Source organism: Marilutibacter maris, assembly GCF_006546735.2.
Classification (GTDB): Bacteria; Pseudomonadota; Gammaproteobacteria; order Xanthomonadales; family Xanthomonadaceae; genus Marilutibacter; species Marilutibacter maris.
The window spans coordinates 43278-64314 of sequence record NZ_VICD02000304.1 but is presented as its reverse complement, the minus strand read 5'-3'; the positions used below and the strand labels follow the sequence as shown (position 1 = coordinate 64314).

At 69.7% G+C, this 21037-nt stretch carries 15 protein-coding genes; 10 read left to right on the top strand and 5 right to left on the bottom strand.

The window, feature by feature from the left end:
• The 3 genes from FKV24_RS17160 to FKV24_RS17150 all read right to left on the bottom strand — a co-directional run.
• On the bottom strand, nucleotides 1-539 hold a 539-nt coding region (locus tag FKV24_RS17160), incomplete at its 3' end, for an LPS-assembly lipoprotein LptE (protein ID WP_141483242.1).
• A gap of 106 nt (nucleotides 540-645) precedes the next feature.
• On the bottom strand, nucleotides 646-3423 hold the full coding sequence (gene leuS, locus FKV24_RS17155; protein WP_141483241.1) for a leucine--tRNA ligase: 2778 nt from the start codon (nucleotides 3421-3423) through the stop codon (nucleotides 646-648).
• A gap of 101 nt (nucleotides 3424-3524) precedes the next feature.
• Nucleotides 3525-4625: a class I SAM-dependent methyltransferase gene (locus FKV24_RS17150; RefSeq protein ID WP_141483240.1), complete on the bottom strand. Its 1101-nt coding sequence runs from the start codon at nucleotides 4623-4625 to the stop codon at nucleotides 3525-3527.
• A gap of 133 nt (nucleotides 4626-4758) precedes the next feature.
• Here FKV24_RS17150 and FKV24_RS17145 point away from each other — a divergent pair, with 133 nt between their 5' ends.
• Nucleotides 4759-6087, top strand: coding sequence for a metal-dependent hydrolase family protein (locus FKV24_RS17145; protein WP_141483239.1), 1329 nt, complete (start codon nucleotides 4759-4761; stop codon nucleotides 6085-6087).
• Nucleotides 6088-6216: 129 nt separating this feature from the next.
• On the opposite strand, the gene FKV24_RS17140 is transcribed toward FKV24_RS17145, so the two are convergent.
• Nucleotides 6217-6825, bottom strand: coding sequence for a DUF998 domain-containing protein (locus FKV24_RS17140; RefSeq protein WP_141483238.1), 609 nt, complete (start codon nucleotides 6823-6825; stop codon nucleotides 6217-6219).
• Between the two features lie 116 nt (nucleotides 6826-6941).
• Between FKV24_RS17140 and trxA the strand changes: the two genes are divergently transcribed.
• Nucleotides 6942-7832: a thioredoxin gene (trxA, locus tag FKV24_RS17135; RefSeq protein ID WP_111265936.1), complete on the top strand. Its 891-nt coding sequence runs from the start codon at nucleotides 6942-6944 to the stop codon at nucleotides 7830-7832.
• A gap of 369 nt (nucleotides 7833-8201) precedes the next feature.
• On the top strand, nucleotides 8202-8651 hold the full coding sequence (locus tag FKV24_RS17130; protein ID WP_111265935.1) for a DUF4442 domain-containing protein: 450 nt from the start codon (nucleotides 8202-8204) through the stop codon (nucleotides 8649-8651).
• A gap of 6 nt (nucleotides 8652-8657) precedes the next feature.
• Here FKV24_RS17130 and FKV24_RS17125 read toward each other — a convergent pair whose 3' ends face one another.
• Nucleotides 8658-9986, bottom strand: coding sequence for a hypothetical protein (locus tag FKV24_RS17125; RefSeq protein WP_141483237.1), 1329 nt, complete (start codon nucleotides 9984-9986; stop codon nucleotides 8658-8660).
• A 240-nt stretch (nucleotides 9987-10226) separates the two neighbouring features.
• On the opposite strand from FKV24_RS17125, the gene FKV24_RS17120 reads away from it, so the two are divergent.
• From FKV24_RS17120 to FKV24_RS17090, 7 genes are all read left to right on the top strand, one after another.
• Nucleotides 10227-12197, top strand: a complete 1971-nt coding sequence (locus FKV24_RS17120) for a protein kinase domain-containing protein (RefSeq protein WP_170288352.1) — start codon at nucleotides 10227-10229, stop codon at nucleotides 12195-12197.
• A 55-nt stretch (nucleotides 12198-12252) separates the two neighbouring features.
• Entirely contained in the window at nucleotides 12253-12930 is a 678-nt protein-coding gene (locus FKV24_RS17115) for a DUF502 domain-containing protein (RefSeq protein WP_141483235.1), read from the top strand.
• Between the two features lie 8 nt (nucleotides 12931-12938).
• On the top strand, nucleotides 12939-13697 hold the full coding sequence (locus FKV24_RS17110) for a queuosine precursor transporter (protein WP_425481668.1): 759 nt from the start codon (nucleotides 12939-12941) through the stop codon (nucleotides 13695-13697).
• A gap of 204 nt (nucleotides 13698-13901) precedes the next feature.
• Nucleotides 13902-15686 carry a DUF885 domain-containing protein gene (locus FKV24_RS17105; protein WP_407067514.1) on the top strand — a complete coding sequence of 595 codons (1785 nt, stop codon included), beginning with the start codon at nucleotides 13902-13904 and terminating at the stop codon, nucleotides 15684-15686.
• Nucleotides 15687-15757: 71 nt separating this feature from the next.
• Nucleotides 15758-17581 carry a DUF885 domain-containing protein gene (locus tag FKV24_RS17100; RefSeq protein ID WP_249041076.1) on the top strand — a complete coding sequence of 608 codons (1824 nt, stop codon included), beginning with the start codon at nucleotides 15758-15760 and terminating at the stop codon, nucleotides 17579-17581.
• Between the two features lie 208 nt (nucleotides 17582-17789).
• Nucleotides 17790-19412: a FecR family protein gene (locus FKV24_RS17095; RefSeq protein ID WP_249041075.1), complete on the top strand. Its 1623-nt coding sequence runs from the start codon at nucleotides 17790-17792 to the stop codon at nucleotides 19410-19412.
• Nucleotides 19409-21031 carry a CHASE2 domain-containing protein gene (locus FKV24_RS17090; RefSeq protein WP_170288351.1) on the top strand — a complete coding sequence of 541 codons (1623 nt, stop codon included), beginning with the start codon at nucleotides 19409-19411 and terminating at the stop codon, nucleotides 21029-21031. The genes FKV24_RS17095 and FKV24_RS17090 overlap by 4 nt, the downstream gene beginning before the upstream one ends.
• Nucleotides 21032-21037: the final 6 nt, after the last annotated feature.

The following is a 21037-nucleotide window of genomic DNA, read 5'->3' as shown; positions in this document are numbered from 1 at the left end:
GGAGCGGTCGCCTCGGCCGGCAAGGCGGCGCCGCCGGACGCGGCGAACTCGCGCCGGGCGACCGCATCGATGCGGCGCAGGATCGACGCGGTCATCTCGCGTCGCAATTCCTTGACCAAGATATCGCGCTCGCCCTCGGTACCGATCGAATTGGTCGGGACCGAGATGTAGTCGCGGGCGAGCTCGACCGCCTGGCGCGGCAGGATCGGAACCCCGTCGCGCCCGCGCACCTCGAAGATCACCGCGTAGCGCAGGCTGTATTCCTGCGCGCGGCCGCGCGCGTCGACGCTGATCGGGGTGTCGCCCCAGCGCTCGGCGACCAGGTCGAGCACCGCGGTGTCGACGGCGTCGCCGGGCGCGATTTCGGCGCCCGAACGCACCAGCGCCTGCGCCAGGCTCTCGGCCAGCGGGCTGTAGCGGTCGGCGGAAACGACCTTCACCGGCCCCAGATCGGGCGGCAGCACCAGGGCGTTGCGCAGATGGAAACCACAGGCCGACAGGGCCAGCACGAGGACAACGGCGAGAAGGCGTGAAGTCATTCGCGAAGTCTGGACGACACCGCCCCCTCCATCAATAGCCGCGGCACCGGCGCCGTTCAGCCCCAGGCGCACGGGAAACGCCCGCCGACAGCCGCCGACGCACGCTTCAGCCCGCGACGATGTTGACGATCTTGCCCGGCACCACGATCACCTTGCGGATGCTCAGGCCATCGACGTACTGGGCGACGTTGGGCTCGGCCAGCGCGACCCGCTCGGCCTCCTCCTTCGACACGTTGACCGGCACCTCGATGGTGCCGCGCAACTTGCCGTTGACCTGCACCGCCAGCTTCACCGAGTCGCGCACCAGCGCGGCGGTGTCGACCGCCGGGAACGCCACGTCCTCCAGCAGGCCCTCGGGATGGCCCAGTACCTGCCACAGCGCGTGGCTGACGTGCGGGGTCACCGGATTGAGCATCAGCACCATCGCCTGCAGGACCTCGTGGCGCACCGCGCGGCCGGCATCGCTCATGTCGGAGAACTTCGCGACCGCGTTGAGCAGCTCCATCAGCGCGGCGATCGCGGTGTTGAAGCTGTGGCGGCGGCCGTAGTCGTCGCCGACCTTCTGGATGGTCTCGTGCAGCTGCCGGCGCAGCGCCTTCTGGCCGGCGTCCAGCGCGACACCGTCGGCCAGCAGCGCGGCGACGTCCGGGTGATCCGGCTGCGAGGCATGGGTGACGACCTCGCGCCAGAACCGGCGCAGGAACCGCGCCATCCCCTCCACGCCGGCCTCGTTCCACTCCAGCGACTGCTCCGGCGGCGCGGCGAACATCGAGAACAGGCGCACGGTGTCGGCGCCGTACTTGCCGACCATCTCGCGCGGATCGACGCCGTTGTTCTTGGACTTCGACATCTTCTCGGTGCCGCCGATCACCACCGGCAGGCCGTCGGCCTTCAAGGTCGCGCCGGTGATCCGGCCCTTGTCGTCGCGGGCGATCTCGACCTCGGCCGGGTTGATCCAGTCCCTGGAACCGTCGTCGTTCTCGCGATAGAAGGTCTCGGCGATCACCATGCCCTGGGTCAGCAGGTTGTGCACCGGCTCGTCGCTGTCGACCAGGCCCTGGTCGCGCATCAGGCGATGGTAGAAGCGGAAGTACAGCAGGTGCAGGATCGCGTGTTCGATGCCGCCGATGTACTGGTCGATCGGCATCCAGTAGTTGGCGCGCCGGTCGACCATGTCCGCCGCGCCCGGGCTGGTGTAGCGGTGCATGTACCAGCTCGACTCCATGAAGGTGTCGAAGGTGTCGGTCTCGCGCTCGGCGTCGCCGCCGCACTGCGGGCAGGTCGTCTTCCGCCATTCGGGATCGGACTTGATCGGCGAGGCGACCCCGCTGAACTCCACGTCCTCCGGCAGCAGCACCGGCAGTTGGTCCTCCGGCACCGGCACGTCGCCGCAGCGCGGGCACAGGATCACCGGGATCGGACAGCCCCAGTAGCGCTGACGGCTGACGCCCCAGTCGCGCAGGCGATAGTTGACCCGGCGGCGGCCGCGGTCCTCGGCCTCGAAGCGGGTCGCCAGCGCGTCCAGCGCCTGGTCGAAATCCATGCCGTCGAACGCGCCGGAATTCACCAGCCAGCCGCGTTCGGTGTAGGCGCCCTCCTCCTCGATCGCGCGGATGAAGTCCTGGATCACCTGCACCGCGGCGCCGGTGTCGTAGACGTCGATCGCGGCACCGTTGCCCAGCGCGGCGGCCATCGCGTCGTCGTGCTTGTCGAGGTGGCGGCCGATCTCCGCGAGCGCGTCGCGCACGCTCGCCGATGCGATCACCGGACGGATCGGCAGGTGGTAGCGCTTGGCGAACTCCCAGTCGCGCTGGTCGTGGCCGGGCACCGCCATCACCGCGCCGGTGCCATAGCCCATCAGCACGAAGTTGGCGACGTAGACCGGCACCTCCTCGCCGCTGATCGGGTGCAACGCGCGCAGGCCGGTGTACATGCCGCGCTTTTCCTGGGTTTCCAGCTCGGCCTCGGACACCCCGCCCTGGCGCAGCTCGGCGATGAAGTCGGCCAGCGCCGGATTGCCGGCGGCGGCATGGGCGGCCAGCGGATGCTCGGCGGCTATCGAGACGAAGGTGACGCCCATCAGGGTGTCGGGACGGGTGGTGTAGACCTCCAGCGGCTCGACCGCGTTGCCGTCCTCGTCGACGACGTCGAAGCGGATCTCCAGGCCCTCGCTGCGGCCGATCCAGTTGCGCTGCATGGTCTTGACCGCGTCGGGCCAGCCGGTCAGCGTGTCCAGGCCGTCGAGCAGTTCCTGCGCGTAGTCGGTGATCTTCAGGAACCACTGCGGGATCTCGCGCTTTTCCACCAGCGCGCCGGTGCGCCAGCCACGACCGTCGATCACCTGCTCGTTGGCCAGCACGGTCTGGTCGACCGGGTCCCAGTTGACCACCGCGTTGCGACGATAGGCCAGGCCCTGCTTCATCAGCCGCACGAACATGCGCTGCTCGTGCACGTAGTAGCCCGGCTGGCAGGTGGCGAACTCGCGCGACCAGTCGATCGCGTAGCCCATCTGCTGCAGCTGCGCCTTCATGTGCTCGATGTTGGCGTAGGTCCACTTCGCCGGCGCGGTGCGGTTCTTGATCGCGGCGTTCTCGGCCGGCAGGCCGAACGCGTCCCAACCCATCGGCTGCAGCACGTTGAAGCCGGTCATCCGCTTGTAGCGGCTGATCACGTCGCTGATGGTGTAATTGCGCACGTGGCCCATGTGCAGCGCGCCGGACGGGTACGGCAGCATCGACAGGCAGTAGTACTTGGGCTTGTCGGAGGCTTCGTCGGCCTCGAAGGCGCGGGTCCCCGACCAGAAGCGCCGGGCGGCGTCCTCGATCGGCTGCGGTTCGTAGGGTCGGGATTCGCGGGCTGATTCGCTGGCGGCTTCGGTGGACACGGCACGGGCTTGGCAACAGGGGACCGGAAAGCCTACCGCAGCGCAGCATGGGCCGCCACGCGTGGCCGCCCCGGGTCGCCCGCCCGGACCGGCCGGCCCGCTCAGCGGGCGAGGATCCGCACCGCCACCTCGCGCCCCAGCAGACAGGCGGCCAGCAGTTCCCAGCGCAGCCCGTCGCGCTCGACCCGTTCCTCGAACGCCCGCAACTCGTGCGCCTCGTAGCCCGGATAGCCGAGCATGTCGTCGAACACGATCACGCTGCCGGCCCGCAGCCGCGGCGCGACCGCCTCCAGCACGGTACGGGTCGAGCTGTAGATGTCGCAGTCCACGTGCAGCAGCCGCACCGGCCCCGGATGCGCGTCCAGGAACGGCGGCAGGGTCTGCTCGAACCAGCCCGGGTGCAGGGTCACATTGTCGGCGACCCGCGGCAGCCGGCCGGCGGTGCTGTAGCTGCCCGCGCCCTCGCCCGCCTTCCAGTCCTCCGGCAGCCCCTGGAAGCTGTCGAAACCGTGCACCGGCTGGTCGAGGCGAGCGGCGATATGGTCCAGCGAACGACCGAAGTAGACCCCGCACTCGATCGCCAGCCCCGCGCCGGTGGCCGCCTCGATGCCCCGCTCAAGCACCCGCGAGGGCAGACCGAAGTGGCGGCCCGGACCGTCCGCGTGGCGGCATGCCCACCGCAGCGCCTGCCAGCGCGCGCGCCGGCCCGGATCCAGGCGCGGGTCCGCCAGGACCGCTTCGATCGTTTCCTGCGAACGGTCCCCGGCCACGATATCCAGCGCCAGCGCGTAATCCGCGCAGACCGGGTCGTCGCGCAGCGGCGACAGCCTTGTCCGCGCCCGCTCCAGTGCGCCGGGCACCTCGGCCAGGGCCGCGCGCAGGGTGATCTGCGGGTCCTGCGGATGCGCCCGCAGCGCCGTTTCCAGCGCCACCGCCTCCTCCTCGCGCAGCGCCAGCATCGAGGCCGCCCGCAGCAACGCCAGATGGGTGGCGGCCAGCTCAGGCGCGCGGTCGCGGGCCTCGACGAACCTCGGCCAGGCCTCGCGATACTCGCCGCAACGCCATAGCCCCTGCGCCAGCTCCAGCGCGCTGCGCGCCGACGGCGCCAGCCGATGGCTGCGAATCAGGCCGGCCAGCCATTCGCGGCGGGCGCGGTCGAGGGAACTGGGGGCAGGCGTGCTTGCGGGCGTGGGACTGTCCATGCCCACAAGGGTACGCCGGGCGGAGTCACCCGGGCATCGCCGGCGCCCATGGCGACCGGCCTATGCCCCGCCCGGGGCGCTCGGTTAGGCTCGGGCGCACTCCCGTCCATCGTCGAACACGGAATCCAAGCCCATGCGCGTGCCCGTCGCCTGCCTCGCCATCGCCCTGATCAATGCCGTCGCCACCCTCCAGCCTGCGGCCGCCCAGTCTCCGGCAGCAGTCAGCGACAGTGGCACCCCGCTCACCCTGCACTGCGGCCGCGTGTTCGACGCGCGCAGTGGCCAGGTGCTCGGCCCGCATACCCTGCTGGTGCGCAACGGCCGGATCGAACAGGTGATCAGCGGCGGCAATGCCGACGTGCTCGGGGTGGAGTCTGTCGACCTGCGCGATCGCACCTGCAGCCCCGGCTGGACCGACCTGCACGTGCACATGGCCAGCCAGTCCAGTCCGCAGAGCTACTCCGAGGGCTTCCGCCTCGATCCGGTCGACTTCGCCTACCGCTCGGTCGGGTACGCCCGCAAGACCCTGATGGCGGGTTTCACCAGCGTCCGCGACCTCGGCGGCGAGGTCGCCCCGCACCTGCGCGACGCGATCAACCAGGGCCTGGTCGAGGGCCCGCGGATCTGGGCCGCGGGCAAGTCGATCGCCACCACCGGCGGCCACGCCGACCCGACCAACGGCTACAACGACGCGCTGTCGCACCTGATCGGCCCGCCCGGCCCCACCGAGGGCGTGATCAACTCGCTCGACGACGCGCGCCAGGCGGTGCGCCAGCGCTACAAGGACGGCAGCGACGTGATCAAGATCACCGCCACCGGCGGCGTGCTGTCCTACGCCAAGTCCGGGGACGCCCCGCAGTTCACCGTCGACGAGGTCCGCGCCGTGGTCGACACCGCCAACGACTACGGCTACCGCGTCGCCGCCCACGCCCATGGCGAGGAAGGCATGTACCGCGCGGTCGCCGGCGGCGTGACCAGCATCGAGCACGGCACCTACATGAGCGACCGGGTGATGAAGCTGATGAAGGAAAAGGGCACCTGGTACGTGCCGACGGTCTACGCCGGCCGCTTCGTCGCCGACAAGGCCAAGATCGACGGCTACTTCCCGGACGTGGTGCGCCCCAAGGCGGCGCGTATCGGTGCTCTGATCCAGGACACCGCCGGCAAGGCCTACCGCAACGGCGTCAAGATCGCCTTCGGCACCGACATGGGCGTCGGCCCGCATGGCGACAATGCGCGCGAGTTCGTCTACATGGTCGAGGCCGGCATTCCCGCCGCGGTCGCGCTGCAGTCGGCGACGATCCGTGCCGCCGAAGTGCTCGGGGTCGACGACCAGGGCGAGCTGGCGCCGGGCATGCGCGCCGACGTGATCGCGATGCCCGGCAACCCGGTCGAGAACATCGAGACGGTGATGGCGGTGGACTTCGTGATGAAGGACGGCGTGGTCTACCGGAAGCCCTGACCCGCGCAGCCCTGTAGGAGCGGCGTAAGCCGCGACAGGGCTTTCATGCGACCGTTCAATCGCGGCTTGCCCCGCTCCTGCGGGATGATGAAGGTGTCTGGCCCAAGGAGGTCGCGGCCCACGCCGCTCCTACGCCCCGCGCCGCATCGGTATACCGCAGGCCAGGTAGCCACCGAGCCAGGCGACGATCGCCAGCCGTCCCGCCAGTGCCGGCCACAGGCCGGCGCGCGCGGCGAGCACGCCGGCAAGCAGCAACAGCACCGACAGCAGCAGCCCGACACCGGCCCGGCGCCACCGCGCCTGCCGCATCAACGTCGGCACCAGCAGCGCGCCCGCGCCAAGGTGGGCAATCCACCACAACATCCAGCCCAGCGCGTGGCGGCGGCTGTCGGGTCCCTCCAGATCGTGCGGATCCAACGGCCACACGCCCTGGGCCGCGAACGCGAGCGCCGACAACAGCAGCAGCCAGGCGCCGATACGGGCGCCGAACCCGGCCCGGTCCGACAGGCATTCGCGCAGGGCGGCCGCCTGCGCCGCCAGCAGCAGCCCGGGCAGGATCCAGGCCAGCACATTGAAGAGACCGGCAGCGCCCATGCCGCGCGCCCCGAGCAGGGCCAGCGGATGCCGCGCGTGCGAATAACCGTCGGCGGCCAGTCCGAAGCCCACCGCGGCCAGCAGCAGCGACGCCGCCGCCAGGATCGGCGCCCAGGAAAGCCGGTGAACGAATCCTGTCTTCATCCGCACATGCTAGGGCCTGCGGCGTCCGTTGCGACAGCGGTGGGCAACCCGACCACCTTGCATCGCCGGTACCCGCCCCCATCTCGGCAGCAAATCCGCCTTCCGCGAGCCCATCGATGACCCCCGACACCGCCCCGCCCGCCCACGTGTTCGATGTCACCACCGACAGCTTCGAGACCGCGGTCCTGCAGCGCTCGATGCAGACGCCGGTGCTGGTGGACTTCTGGGCCGAATGGTGCGGCCCGTGCAAGAGCCTGGGGCCGATACTGGAAAAGCTGGCCCGCGACTACGGCGGCGCCTTCGAGCTGGCGAAGATCGATGTCGACAAGGAGCCGCAGCTGGCCGGGGCGTTCCAGGTCCGCTCGATCCCGACCCTGTTCCTGCTCAAGGGCGGCCAGGTCGTCGACGCGGTTCCCGGCGCGCTGACCGAGGGCCAGTTGCGCGAATTCTTCGCCCACCATGGCATCGAGCCCGCGGTCTCGATTGCCGGTGCCGATGAGGAAGCCGGCGCCGAGGATGCCGCGCCGGTGCCGGTCGATCCGCGAGCCGAGGCCGAGCGCCTGCGCGGCGAGATCGCCGCGGCGCCGGACCAGGACGAGCTCAAGCTCGACCTCGCCCTGGCCCTGCTCAAGACCGGCGAGACCGCCGAGGCGCAGACCCTGCTCGATGGCCTGCCCGCCAATCTGGCCACCGACGATCGCACCCTGAGCGCCCGCGCCCGCCTGGACTTTGCCGCCCTGCTCAAGGACGCGCCGGCACTTGAAGCGCTGCAGACGGCGATCGCCGGCGACCCGGGCGACCTGCGCGCCCGCCACCTGCTCGGCACCCGCCACCTGGTCGGCGGCGACGACGAGGCGGCGCTGGAGCAGTTCCTGGAGATGCTGCGCCGCGACCGCGATTTCGACGGCGGACTGCCGCGCAAGGCACTGATCGACGCGTTCCGGGTCATCGAGGACGCCGCCCTGGTCGGCAGCTACCGTCGCAAGATGTCGTCGGTGCTGTTCTGAAACCGGGACTCGGGACTCGGGACTCGGGACTCGGGACTCGCGGAGCGTAGCCCGGGCAAGCCCGAAGGACGCATCCGGGGCCGGTGCCGGTCTCGGGGACGAGACGGCGAAAGCCTCGTAGGAGCGGCGTAAGCCGCGATCCCCGGGCTGCGCCCGGGAATCCCCAAAGTTTGCTTCGCAAACCTTGGGCCCCGCCGTTGCGTCTCCACACCCCCATTCGCGCTACGCGCCACATGCTTTCTTCTGATTCGCACCTGAGGCGCGAATCGCCCCCTGACTCAGGGGGCTGGGCCATCCGGGCGGGCATCGACTTTGACAATACGCATGCGTATGGCAAGCTGGCGCCCCACTCCGCCGTCGGTTCCGCGCATGAAAGCCAGCACCCTGCGCCGGGTCCTCAACTTCTGGCCCCCGTTCCTGTTCAGTGGGGTCCACGTGATTTCGATCGCCGACGACTATCGCCATGCCGAAGTCGAGCTGCGGCTGCGTCCGTGGAACCGCAACTATGTCGGCACCCACTTCGGCGGCAGCCTGTTCGCGATGACCGACCCGTTCTGGATGCTGCTGGCGATGAACGCGCTGGGCCGCGACTACATCGTCTGGGACAAGGCCGGCTCGATCGAGTTCGTCAGGCCCGGCCGCAGCCACGTGCGGGCGCGCTTCGACCTGGACGATGCGGTGCTCGATGAACTGCGTGCGGCCACCGCCGACGGCGACAAGACCCTGCGCTGGTTCGACACCGAGGTGGTCGACGACGACGGCGAGGTTGTCGCGCGGGTCCGCAAGCAGTTGTACGTGCGACGCAAGCGCGACCGCTGAGCCGGGTCAGCGCATCCGCGGCAACGGCACCTGCCAATGGCTGCCGTCCTTCGCGTCGTACAGCTCGATCCGCAGGCTGCGCCCGTCCTCGCCAAGCTCGATCCGTCGCGCCGGGCTGCGCATCGTCACCGGCCGCGAGGCCAGCCGGGTCGCCACCGGACGCCGATCGTCGCGGTTCTCGCGCAGCCACACCAGCGCCGCCATCAGTTTCAGCCGCATGCCATGGTCCTGGGTGCGGCGCAGGTAGTCGGAATAGGCCGGCCCCGCGATCGAGGTCAGGGTGCAGCCGAAGAAGTTGGACAGGCACTCGAATTCCTGTGAGCGCTCCGGCACCGCCTCCCCGATCGGTTTGTCGGCGGCGATCAGCGACTGCCCGCGCGCGTCGCAGCCCAGGGAAAGATTCTCGGCGGCGCGCCCTTCGGTCGCGCTCCGGTCGTAGGCCAGCGCGTAGTACCACGGCATCGGCGTGCCGGCGGCGCTGGGATCGCGGATCAGCACCCGTTGCATCGCGAACTCGCCCTTGATCGCCTCGCAGACCCCGATCTCGCCTTCAACGGGCGGGGCGAACGCGGCCATGCATCCGGCCGGCAACGGCGTATCGGCCGGCAGCTCGGCCAGCATGTCGGCGAACAGATCCGAATAGCCGCGCACGGCATTGATCGCCAGCATGCTGATCACCAGCGAATCCGAGTTCGGCACCAACCGCCGCCAGCCCGCCGCGCTGTGGCACACGCCCGCCAGCGCGGCCGCGCTGTCTCCCTGCACGAAGTCAAGCGCATGCGAGGTCATCGGAATCCGCAGCAGGGCGTTGAGCCGGCCTGGAAACGGCGCATGCAGGTGCGCTGGAAACCCATTGGCGTAGTGGCCGTACCCGCCCAGCGCGTCGGCCTGGGCCAGCACCTGCTCCAACGGCCGCAAGCGCTGCGCGTAGCCATCGGCATCGTCGCCGACCCGCTGCAGGCAGCCAGGCTTCCGTGGCGAACACCATGCCGTATCGCTGCCGTCGACGGATGCCAGCAGGTCCTCGAAATCCGCCGCGATGCCGGAATCGAATCCCGTCGCTTCGAGATCCTCGCCGGCATCGAGCCGGCGCTGGAACCGCTCGACATCCGTCGCGGCGGCCGCTTGCACCCGGTCCTGCGGGACCCGGTAACCGAACGTCCACAGCGCCGGGAACGCATTGCTCCCGGACACCGGCTTCGGGGTCGCCAGACGCTCGACCAGGGCCATCCGTTCGGCATTGCGCCCCATCGCCCGCGAGACCAGGAACAGGCCCGCCCCCACTGCCACCACCGCCACTGCCACGACCGCCAGACACTTCAAAAGCCTACGCATGGAACTCCATTTCCCCGTGTTTCCCTGTGTTTCCCTGTCTTGCTTGGCACGGCTGCTTGGCGCCGCTTCCGCCGCCACGCGCAAGCATGACAACCATCCCATTTTAGCCGCCCGCCGGACGCTGGCCATACCCGGATCTGCCCGAAAGCCTTCCCCCGACATCCGATCTGGGTATGCTCTGGAGTCCGCAACAGGGGGCGGGCAATGGCTTCATACGCGTCCAGCAACGACATCGGTTCAGTGCCATTTCCGGAAATCGACGGATACCGGCTGGTGCGCGTGCTCAACCACGGTTCGGCATCGACCGTGTATCTGGGCGAACAGGTGTCCCTGTCGCGCCAGGTCGCGATCAAGGTGATGATGCCGCAGGCGCTGGGCGACGAAGTCAGCCGCCGCCGCTTCGAGAACGAGGTGCGCACGATCGCCCGGCTCGAGCATCCGCACGTGGTCGGCATCCACGAAGTCGGACGCACCCACAGCGGCCTGCCCTACTACGCGATGCCGTACATGCCGCGCGGCCATCTTGGCCAGCGCAGCTTCCGCAAGCAGGTCGCGGTCGGCGACGAGGCGCGGGTGATCTCGATCGTCCGCGCGCTGCTGTCGGCGCTGGAATACGCTCACGGCAACGGGGTCGTGCATCGCGACGTCAAGGCCGAGAACGTGTTGTTCGACGACGTCGACCGGCCGCTGCTGGCCGACTTCGGCATCGCCCTGCGCCGCGGTTACGGGCCGCGCGTGACCGCCACCGGGCTGGCGGTCGGCAGCACCGCCTACATGGCGCCCGAGCAGGCCCGTGGCGAAGAGGTCGACGGCCGCGCCGACCTCTACAGTCTCGCGGTGCTGATCTGGGAGATGCTCACCGGCGAACTGCCCTACCGCGCCTCCGACGCGCTGTCGATGGCGGTGATGCACGCCCAGGACCCGATTCCGAAGCTGCCGCTGGGGCTGCGTCACTGGCAGCGTTTCATGCAGCGGGCGCTGGCCAAGGCGCCGTCCGCCCGCTTCCAGGATGTCGCCCAGATGCGCGCGGCCATCGACCGGATCGAAACCCGGCGCACCTGGCCCGGACACGCCCTGCTGCGCCAGGCCACCGCGCCGCTGGCGCGCCACGCGCCCCTGATCCTCGGCGCGGCACTGGCGCTGCCGGCCCTCGGCCTGCTGGCCTGGTGGCTGGGCAACAGCGAGCACGAAGGATTCTTCACCGCCGAACCGGAGGCGGTCGCGCCGGTCGAGGTGGTCGACCCGACCGCGTCGATGCTGCGCCCGCTGCCGGAGGCGCCGCTGCAGGTCGCGCTGGAGAACGCGCGCCGGCAGCTGGACGAGCGCAACCTGACCGCGCCGGAGGGCGACAACGCCCTCGCCAGCGTGACCGAGGCCGCCCAGCTGGAGCCGGCCAACGAGAACGTCCACGCCCTTGCCGACGAGCTGGCGCGCGCGCTGACCGGAGAGCTGGTGTCCAACCTGCGCGGCGGACGTTTCGACCGTGCCCGCGACTACCAGCAACACATCGATGCCCTGACCGCCCAGGCCGGGCCTCTGGAACCGGCCCTGCTGAAGGAAAAACAAGGCCAAGTCGGCGCCGCGCTGACCGCCCGGATCGATGCCTCGATCGCCGGCAACGACCGCGCCTCCGCGACCCGGATCGCGGCGCTCGCCGCCGACTTCGGCGTGCCCTCGGCCGAATCGGCGCGATTGGCCGAGCACGCCAGGTCGGCACAGCCGGCGACGACCGCCGCGGCCGAGCCCGAACCCGGGGCGACCGCGTCGGGCGGTTCCGGACTGCAGCGCCGTCCGGTCACCGTGGCCGACTACAGCCGGTTCGCCGAGGCCACCGGCCGCAAGCCGAGCCTGTGCCGCGAACGCGGATCGCTGCTGCGGGTCCTCGCGCCCCGCGACTACCGTTCGCCCGGCTTCGACCAGAACGGCAACTCGCCGGTGGTCTGCGTCTCGATGGTCGATGCCGAGGCCTATGCGCTGTGGCTGAGCCAGCAGAGCGGACACAAGTACCGGATTCCGACCCAGGCCGAGTCGCGCGCGACCGCCGCGGTCGTCAGTGGCCGCGAGTTGTCGCTGTGGCAACGCGACTGCGGCCGCGACTGCAACAAGCGCCGGGTCGATGGCCGCTCCTGGCGCAGCAACGACGGCTCCCGCCTGCTGCAGTCCTCGCGCGGCTTCGACGACGTCGGCTTCCGCCTGATCCGCGAGAACTGATGCCGTTCCGGCGCGGCAACGCGCCGGTACACGGCCGCGCCCGTACAATCCGGACATGCGCATCCATACCCTGCAAAGGCTGTTCCTCACCGGTCTGCTGACCCTGCTGCCCCTGTGGCTGACCTGGGTCGTGATCAAGTTCGTGTTCGTCCTGCTGACCGACGTGAGCAAGCCCTTCGTGGCGCCATTGCTGGAGCAGGTCGCGGCCAGCGCGCCGCACACGCTGGGCTGGGTCGACGACCCCTGGCTGCAGACCGCGCTGGCCCTGCTGGCGACGCTGGGCGTGATCCTGCTGTCGGGGGTGATGGCGCGGCGGGTGTTCGGTCAGCGGATGCTGCGCTGGATGGAGTCGCTGATCGAGCGGATCCCGTTCGCCAGCACGATCTACGGCAGCGCGCGCAAGCTGCTGGACATCCTGCAGACCAAGCCCGACGGCACCCAGCGGGTCGTGCTGGTCGACTTTCCGCACACGGAAATGAAATCGATCGGCTTCGTCACCCGGGTGCTGAAGGAACACGGCAGCGGCCGCGAACTGGCCGCGGTCTACGTGCCGACCACGCCCAACCCGACCTCCGGTTACCTGGAGATCGTCCCGGTCGAGAAGATCACCCCGACCGACTGGAGCGTCGACCAGGCGATGGCCTTCATCATCTCCGGCGGCGCGGTATCGCCGGAAAGCATTCCGTTCAGCCCGCCCGCGACGGCGGCTCCGGAGGCGCCGACATCGCGCTGAGCAAGCCGGTGCTGGAGGACCGCACGACCCGACTGTTCATCGGCCTGGCGGCGTTCTTCTGCGTCAACGCCGCTCTGGCCGAGTTCATCGGGGTCAAGATCTTCGCCCTGGAGGACACGCTCGGCATCGCGCCGCTGCAATGGGACCTGTTCGGCCAGAGCGGTTCGCTGAGCTTCACCGCCGGCACCCTGCTGTGGCCGATCGTGTTCCTGATGACCGACGTCATCAACGAATTCTTCGGCCAGCGCGGCGTGCGCTTCATCTCCTGGCTGGCGGCCGGACTGATCTGCTACGGCTTCGTGTTCGCGTTCGCGGCGATCTCGCTGGCCCCGGCCGACTGGTGGGTCGGCGCCGCCGCCGATCGCGGCGTGCCCGACTACCAGGCCGCGTTCGCGGCGGTGTTCGGACAGGGGATGTGGACGATCGGCGGCTCGCTGGTCGCGTTCATGCTCGGTCAGCTGATCGACGTGGCGGTATTCCACCGCATCCGCCGCGCCACCGGCGAGCGCTGGGTATGGTTGCGCGCGACCGGATCGACCGCGGTGTCGCAGCTGGTCGACAGTTTCGTCGTTCTCTACATCGCCTTCGTGCTCGGCCCGCAGCAGTGGCCGACCTCGTTGTTCCTGGCGGTCAGCACGGTCAACTACGGCTACAAGATGCTGGCGGCGTTCGCGCTGATCCCGCTGATCTATCTGGTACGGGCCGGCATCACCCGTTATCTGGGACGAGAACGCGCCGCCGAACTGCGCGGGCAGGCCAGCGCCTGAGCGATGCCCCGCCGCCCGGTCGGCATGACCAAAGGCCCATGCCCGTCCCCGGCGCAATCCCGATGCTGGAGCATTGCGTGTCCCGTCCCGAGCCGTGTACCGGCCATGCGGGCGCCACCACCACTGCCCGGCCACCCGCCACAGGAGCCCCGAATGACCCCCGCCCGGACCCCATTGACCGTCGCCCTGGCCATTGCCGTCGCGATGGCCGGCCTCGCGCCCGCTTCCGCCAGCGCCGCCCAGACCGCGCTGGTGCCGGCAACCGCCGCCGCATCCGCCTCCGACAGCGCCAAGGCGGCCAGGCTCGATGCGCTGTACGAGCAGTACTGGGAGCAGATGCTGGAGTTGAACCCGCTGGCGGCGACCTTCCAGGGCGACCCGCGCTACAACGACCGCCTGCCCAACATCCTGTCCGAGGACTACCGCCGCCAGTCGCACGACTTCACCGCGCGCTGGCTGAAGACCGTCGAGGACGTCGGTCCGGAAGGATTGCAGGGCCAGGACCTGCTGAGTTACCAGATCTTCGTGCGCGACGCGAAGATGGAACTGGAAGGCGAGCGGTTCCCGGCCTGGCAACAGCCGATCAACCAGTTCTACAACCTCGCCTCGACCGTGGTGCAACTGGGATCGGGCACCGGCGCGCAACCGTTCAGGACGGTGCAGGACTACGACGACTGGAACAAGCGCGCCTCGCGGATACCGGCGATCTTCGACCAGGCCATCGCCAACATGAAGATCGGCGTGCGCAACGGCGTGGTGCAGCCGCGCGCGTTGATGGAAAAGGTGGTGCCGCAGCTTGACGCGCTGATCAAGGACGAGCCGGAGGACACCCTGTTCTGGGGGCCGATCAAGAATTTCCCCGAGGGCTTCTCCGAGGCCGACAAGCAGCGCCTGAGCGCGGAATACGCGGCGCTGATCGGCGAGCGGTTGATGCCGGCCTATCGCGAGCTGCGCGCCTACATCGTCGACGAGTACATGCCGCATACCCGCGCCAGCTCCGGCATGGACGCGCTGCCCGGCGGCGAGGCGTGGTACGCCTACCGCGCGCGCAACTCCACCACCACCGGGCTGAGCCCGGCGCGAATCCACCAGATCGGCCTGGACGAGGTCGCGCGCATCCACGGCGAGATCCGCAAGGTGATGGCCGAGGTCGGCTTCGAGGGCTCGCTGCAGGACTTCTTCAAGTTCATGCAGAGCGATCCGCGTTTCAGCTTCGACAGCGAGGAGGCCCTGCTGGCCTACTACCGCGGGCTGGAAGCGAAGATCGACCGCAAGGTTCCCGAGCTGTTCTCGCTGACTCCGAAGGCGCCGTTCGAGATCCGCCCGGTGGAGGCGTTCCGCGCCCAGTCCGCGGCCGGCGGCTCGTACATGCGGCCGAGCCAGGATGGCAGCCGTCCGGGCATCTTCTACGTCAACACCTACGACCTGCCGACACGCAAGACCTGGGACGCGGAGGATCTGTACCTGCACGAGGCGATTCCCGGCCACCACTTCCAGCTCGCCCTGCAGCAGGAGCTGACCGGACTGCCCAAGTTCCGCCGCTTTGGTGGCGAGACCGCATTCTCCGAGGGCTGGGGCCTGTACGCCGAGTCGCTGGGCAAGGACCTGGGCGTCTACACCGATCCCTACAACCACTTCGGCTACCTGCAGAACGAGCTGTGGCGCGCGATCCGCCTGGTCGTCGACACCGGTCTGCACAGCAAGGGCTGGACCCGCGAACAGGTGATCGCCTACATGCTCGAGAATTCGGCCGAGAGCGAGACCCAGGCCACCGCCGAGGCCGAGCGCTACATGGCGATCCCGGGCCAGGCGCTGGCCTACAAGATCGGCGAACTGAAGATCAAGGAGTTGCGCGCCCGTGCCGAGGAGGCGCTGGGCGAGGACTTCGACATCCGCGCGTTCCACGCCGAGGTACTGAAGGACGGCTCGGTGCCGCTGGATGTGCTGGAAGGCAAGATCGACCGCTGGATCGCCGCCCGGCGCGGCTGATGCGCCTGTAAGTTCCACCCGGACACGGCCGGCACCCGCCGGCCACCGGCTCCCACACCAAGGAGGTCCCCGTGACGCTTCGCCCCATCCTGCTCGCCGTCGCGGTCGCCGCGGCGCTCACCACCGTCGCCGGTTGCAGCAAGCCGGCCGGCAACGACACCACCGCGCCCGCGGCGACCGCCGAGGACGCGTCCGCCCGCGCCGAGCGTCTGAATCAGATCTACGCCGACTACTGGGAGGCGTTCCTGGAACTGAATCCGGTGATGGCGACCTTCCAGGGCGACCCGCGCTACAACGCCGAGCTGCCCGACTTCGGATCGCTCGAGTACCGCCAGCGCTCGGAGCAGTTCACCCGCGACTGGCTGGCCAAGGTCGAAGCGGTCGGCAGCGACGGCCTGCAGGGCCAGGACCTGCTGAACTACGAGATCTTCGTCGGCGACGCCCGCGAGACCCTCGACGGCCTCGAATACCCCGGCTGGATGATGCCGATCAACCAGATGGGCAGCCTGGCCACCTATGCGGCCCAGTTCGGCTCCGGCACCAGCCTGCAGCCGTTCAAGACGGTCAAGGACTACGAGGACTGGCTCAAGCGCGCCGACCGGTTCCCGGTGCTGTTCGACACCGACATCGCCAACATGCGCCAGGGCATCGAGACCGGCGTGGTGCAGCCGCGCGCACTGATGGTCAAGGTGATTCCGCAGCTGGACGCGCTGATCAAGGACAAGCCCGAGGACACCCTGTTCTGGGGCCCGGTCAAGAATTTCCCGGAGGACTTCTCCGACGCCGACAAGCAGCGTCTGACCGAGGCCTACCGCGCCCTGATCGCCGACCGGCTGATGCCGGCCTACGGCAAGCTGCGCGCCTTCATCAACGACGAGTACCTGCCCGCGACCCGCGACAGCGTCGGCCTGGACAAGCTGCCCGACGGCCAGAGCTGGTACGCGTTCAACGCGCGCCAGAGCACCAGCAGCGACCTGAGCCCGGCGCAGATCCACCAGATCGGCCTGGACGAGGTCGCGCGCATCCACGACGAGATCCGCAAGGTGATGGTCGAGGTCGGTTTCGAGGGCTCGCTGCAGGACTTCTTCAAGTTCATGCAGAACGATCCGCGCTTCAGCTTCGACAGCGAGGAGGCCCTGCTGGCCCACTACCGGGCGCTTGAAGAGAAGATCGACGCGAAGATTCCCGAGCAGTTCTCGCTGACCCCGAAGGCGCCGTTCGAGATCCGCCCGGTCGAGCCGTTCCGCGCCCAGTCCGCGGCCGGCGGCGAATACATGTCGCCAAGCGAGGACGGCAGCCGCCCGGGCATCTTCTACGTCAACACCTACGATCTGCCGACCCGCAAGACCTGGGACGCGGAGGACCTGTACCTGCACGAGGCGATCCCCGGCCACCACTTCCAGCTCGCCCTGCAGCAGGAGCTGGAGAACGTGCCGGCGTTCCGCCGTTTCGGGGGCGAGACCGCGTTCACCGAGGGCTGGGGCCTGTATGCCGAGTCGCTGGGCAAGGACCTGGGCGTCTACACCGACCCCTACAGCTATTTCGGCTATCTGCAGAACGAGCTGTGGCGCGCGATCCGCCTGGTCACCGACACCGGCCTGCACAGCAAGGGCTGGACCCGCGAACAGGTGATCGACTACATGCGCGAGAACTCGGCCGAGAGCCTGACCCAGTCCACCGCCGAGGCCGAGCGCTACATCGCCTGGCCGGGCCAGGCGCTGGCGTACAAGATCGGCGAGCTGAAGATCAAGGAGCTGCGCGCGCGCGCCGAGAAGGCCCTGGGCGACAACTTCGACGTCCGCGGCTTCCACGCCGAGGTGCTGAAGGACGGTGCGGTACCGCTGGACGTGCTGGAGGCCAAGGTCGACCGCTGGATCGCCTCTCAACAAAGCTGAACGACGCCCTGTTCAGAAACCGGCAAAGCCGGGTCCGACCCTCGGACCCGGCTTTTTCCTGGGGATAAGTCGGCAAAAACCCTGCATAATTGTGACAGGTATGGCAGAAATGCAGGGGCCAGCCAGCCATACGGGCATCGTCTGACAGGGAGTTCCAATGCGCTGTAGCACCACGACGGCATCGACCGGGAACCGGCGCCGACGTCTCTTGATCCAATCGACCTGTCTGTTCGCACCGCTGCTGATGTTGCTGCCGGTGCTCGCCGCCGCCGCGGACTGGAGTTACCGCGTGCGCCCCGGAGATACCCTGTGGGATCTGAGCGCGCGCTACCTGCGCACGGATGTCGGTTGGCAGCGTCTGCAGATGCACAACGCGATCGTCGACCCGTACCGTCTGCCGCCCGGTTCCAGGCTCGGCATCCCGGTCGAATGGCTGCGGGTCGGCCCGGTGCCGGCGCGGCTGGTCGCGCTGCGCGGAGAAGTGCGCGCCCGGCCCAATCCGAACGACCCGGCCGACAATGCCAGTGAAGGCATGGGCCTGACCATCGGCGGCTGGCTGGAGACCGGCGACAACGCCAGCGCGACCCTGGAATTCGCCGACGGCTCGCGACTGCTCGTGCAGGCCAACAGCCGGATCGAGTTCGACAAGCTCAGCGCCTACGGCGCCACCGGCATGGTCGACACCCGGCTGCGGCTGATCCGGGGCGGCACCTCCAACCACGTCAAGCCGGCCACCGGACCGGCATCGCACTACATCATCCAGACGCCGTCGGCGACCACCAGCGTCCGCGGCACCCGCTTCCGCGTGGGCGCCGGCAGCGATGGCCGGCCGGACCGGACCGAGGTGCTGGAAGGCACCGTCCATGTCGATCGCGACGAGGCCGGCGACGTGCTGCTGCGCCGCGGCCATGGCGCCCTGGCCGGCGGTGGCGCTCCCGGTGCCGTGCTCGAACTGGCGCCGGCGCCGGTCATCGACGAGGCCGGTTCCGCCCTGCAATCGCTGCCGATCAAGCTCGCCTGGGCGGCCGCCGTTGGCGCCGACGCCTATCAGGTCGAGGTCGTCAGCGAAGCCGAGCAGGAAGTGCAGCTGTTCGAGGCCATCACCGAAGCCACCTCGATCCGCATCGACGACCTGCCGGCGGGCGAGCACCGGCTGCTGTTGCGCGCGGTCGATGCCCACGGCCTGCAGGGTCACGACGCGATCCGGACCTTCACCCTCAATGCCGAGCCGGCGCCGCCGCTGACGATCAGTCCGCGCGCCGACCAGGTCGTCCATCACCCTCGCCCGCGCTTCGAATGGACCCGCCCCGAGCAGGCCAGCGAGGCCGTGCTCCAGATCGCCGACGCCCCCGCCTTCGACCGGCTCCTGAACGACAACGTGGTCCGCCAGACCCGGAAACGCGCCGACGACGACCTGGCGCCGGGCCGCTACTGGTGGCGGATCGCATCGCGCGACGCCGACGGGCGCCAGGGGCCGTTCGGCGACGTGCTGTCGTTCGAGGTCAGCGACCAGCCGGTCGACCCCGGACTGGAGACCCAGGCCGAACGCGGCCAGGTCACCCTGCAATGGCAGCAAGGCGCGCCCGGACAGCGGTACCGCGTGCAGATCGCGCGCAAGCCCGACTTCGCCGACCCGTTCGTCGATCGCGAGGTCGACACCCCGCAGTTGCAGCTCGACCGCCCGCACGGCGGTCGCTGGTACATCCGGGTGCAGTTGCTCGACGACGACGGCTATGCCCACCCGTTCGGTCCGGTGCAGGAGGCCAGGTTCCCCTGCCGCCTGTGCTACGGCGCCGGTGCCGGTGCGCTGCTGCTCCTGCTGGTGTTGTGAACGAAAACGGGCTGCCGTGGACGTGGCGGGCGACACTGGCCGCCATCGCCGCCACCGTCGCGGCTGCGCTCAGCCTCGGCGACGTCACCCATCGCGCCGACGACCTGTTCTACGACCTGCACGCGTCACACTGGGGATACCCGGTCGGCAACGACGTGGCGATGATCGCGGTCGACGACCGCAGCCTCGGCGTGATCGGCCAGTGGCCGTGGCCGCGCAATGTCCATGCGCAGTTGCTCGACCGCCTGCGCGACAGCGGCGTGCGCGGCATCGCGTTCGACCTGATCCTGTCCGAACCCGATCGCATCGATCCGGCCAACGATGTCCGCCTGGCGGAAGCGATCGAACGCAACGGCCGGGTGGTGCTGCCGGTCATCGCCACGATGCAGAACCAGAGCGGACCGCCAATCGAGGTGCTGCCGAACCCGGTGATCGCCTCCAGGGTGGCGGCGATCGGCCATACCGACGTGGAACTGGAGCCGACGGGCTCGGCGCGCGAGCTGTACCTGCACGCCGGTCTGGGCCAGTCGCGCTGGCCGGCGCTGGCGCTGGCGCTGCTGCAGCTCGACCCCACCGCGATCGGCGCCGATGTGCCCGGCGTGCGCCGCCCCACCGGGCTGGACGGTTCGCCGTACCAGTGGGTTCGCGATCACCGCGTGCGGATCCGCTACGCCGGTCCGCCCGGCAGCTTCCCCGAGCTGTCCTACATCGACGTGCTCGAGGGCCGCGTGCCCGACGACGCCCTGCGCGACCGCTGGGTGGTGGTCGGGGTCACCGCGACCGGCATCGCGCCCGGGTTCCGGACCCCGATGTCCGGCCTGCCCATGAACGGCGTCGAATACCACGCCAACATCGCAAGCATGCTGTTGCACCAGCGCGCGATCGTGCCGCTGGCGCCGCTGCCGCAGGCGGCCATCGTCGGCCTGCTGGTGTTCATGTGCACCCTGCTGTCGCTGTCCCCGGGCGTGATGCGACCGCTGTCGGCGGCAATCGCCGGTGTCGGCGTGATGCTCGCCATCAGCATCGCGATGATGCGGCTGGGCAACACCTGGTTCGCGCCGATGCCGGCGGCGATGGTGGTCGCCGCGACCCACCTGCTGTGGATGGGTCGCCACCTGCTGCACTGGCGGCGGCAGGCCAACTTCGACACCCTGACCCTGCTCGCCAACCGCCGTTACTTCGACGCCGTGCTGGAGCGCCGGATCGCCGCCGCCAGACGGGCGCAGTCACCGCTGTCGCTGCTGCTGATCGATGTCGACCACTTCAAGCGTTACAACGACAGCGAGGGCCACCTGGCCGGCGACCGCCTGTTGATGCTGGTCGCCCAGGCGATCGCGCGCCATGCCCGCCGCAGTGGCGACCTCGCCGCGCGCTTCGGCGGCGACGAGTTCGCCCTGGTCCTGCCGGATACCCCGGCCGCGGGCGCGGGCCGGATCGCCGAGGGCATCCTGGCCACCATACGCGAACAACCGGTGTCCACCGGCTTGAGCATCGGCATCTGCACCTGCATTCCCGATGCGGCGACCTCGCCGCGGACGATGCTGGAACAGGCCGACGCGGCGCTGTACCGGACCAAGCAGAACGGTCGCGACGGTTACATGCTGGCGTCGCCGGCATGACCGGCG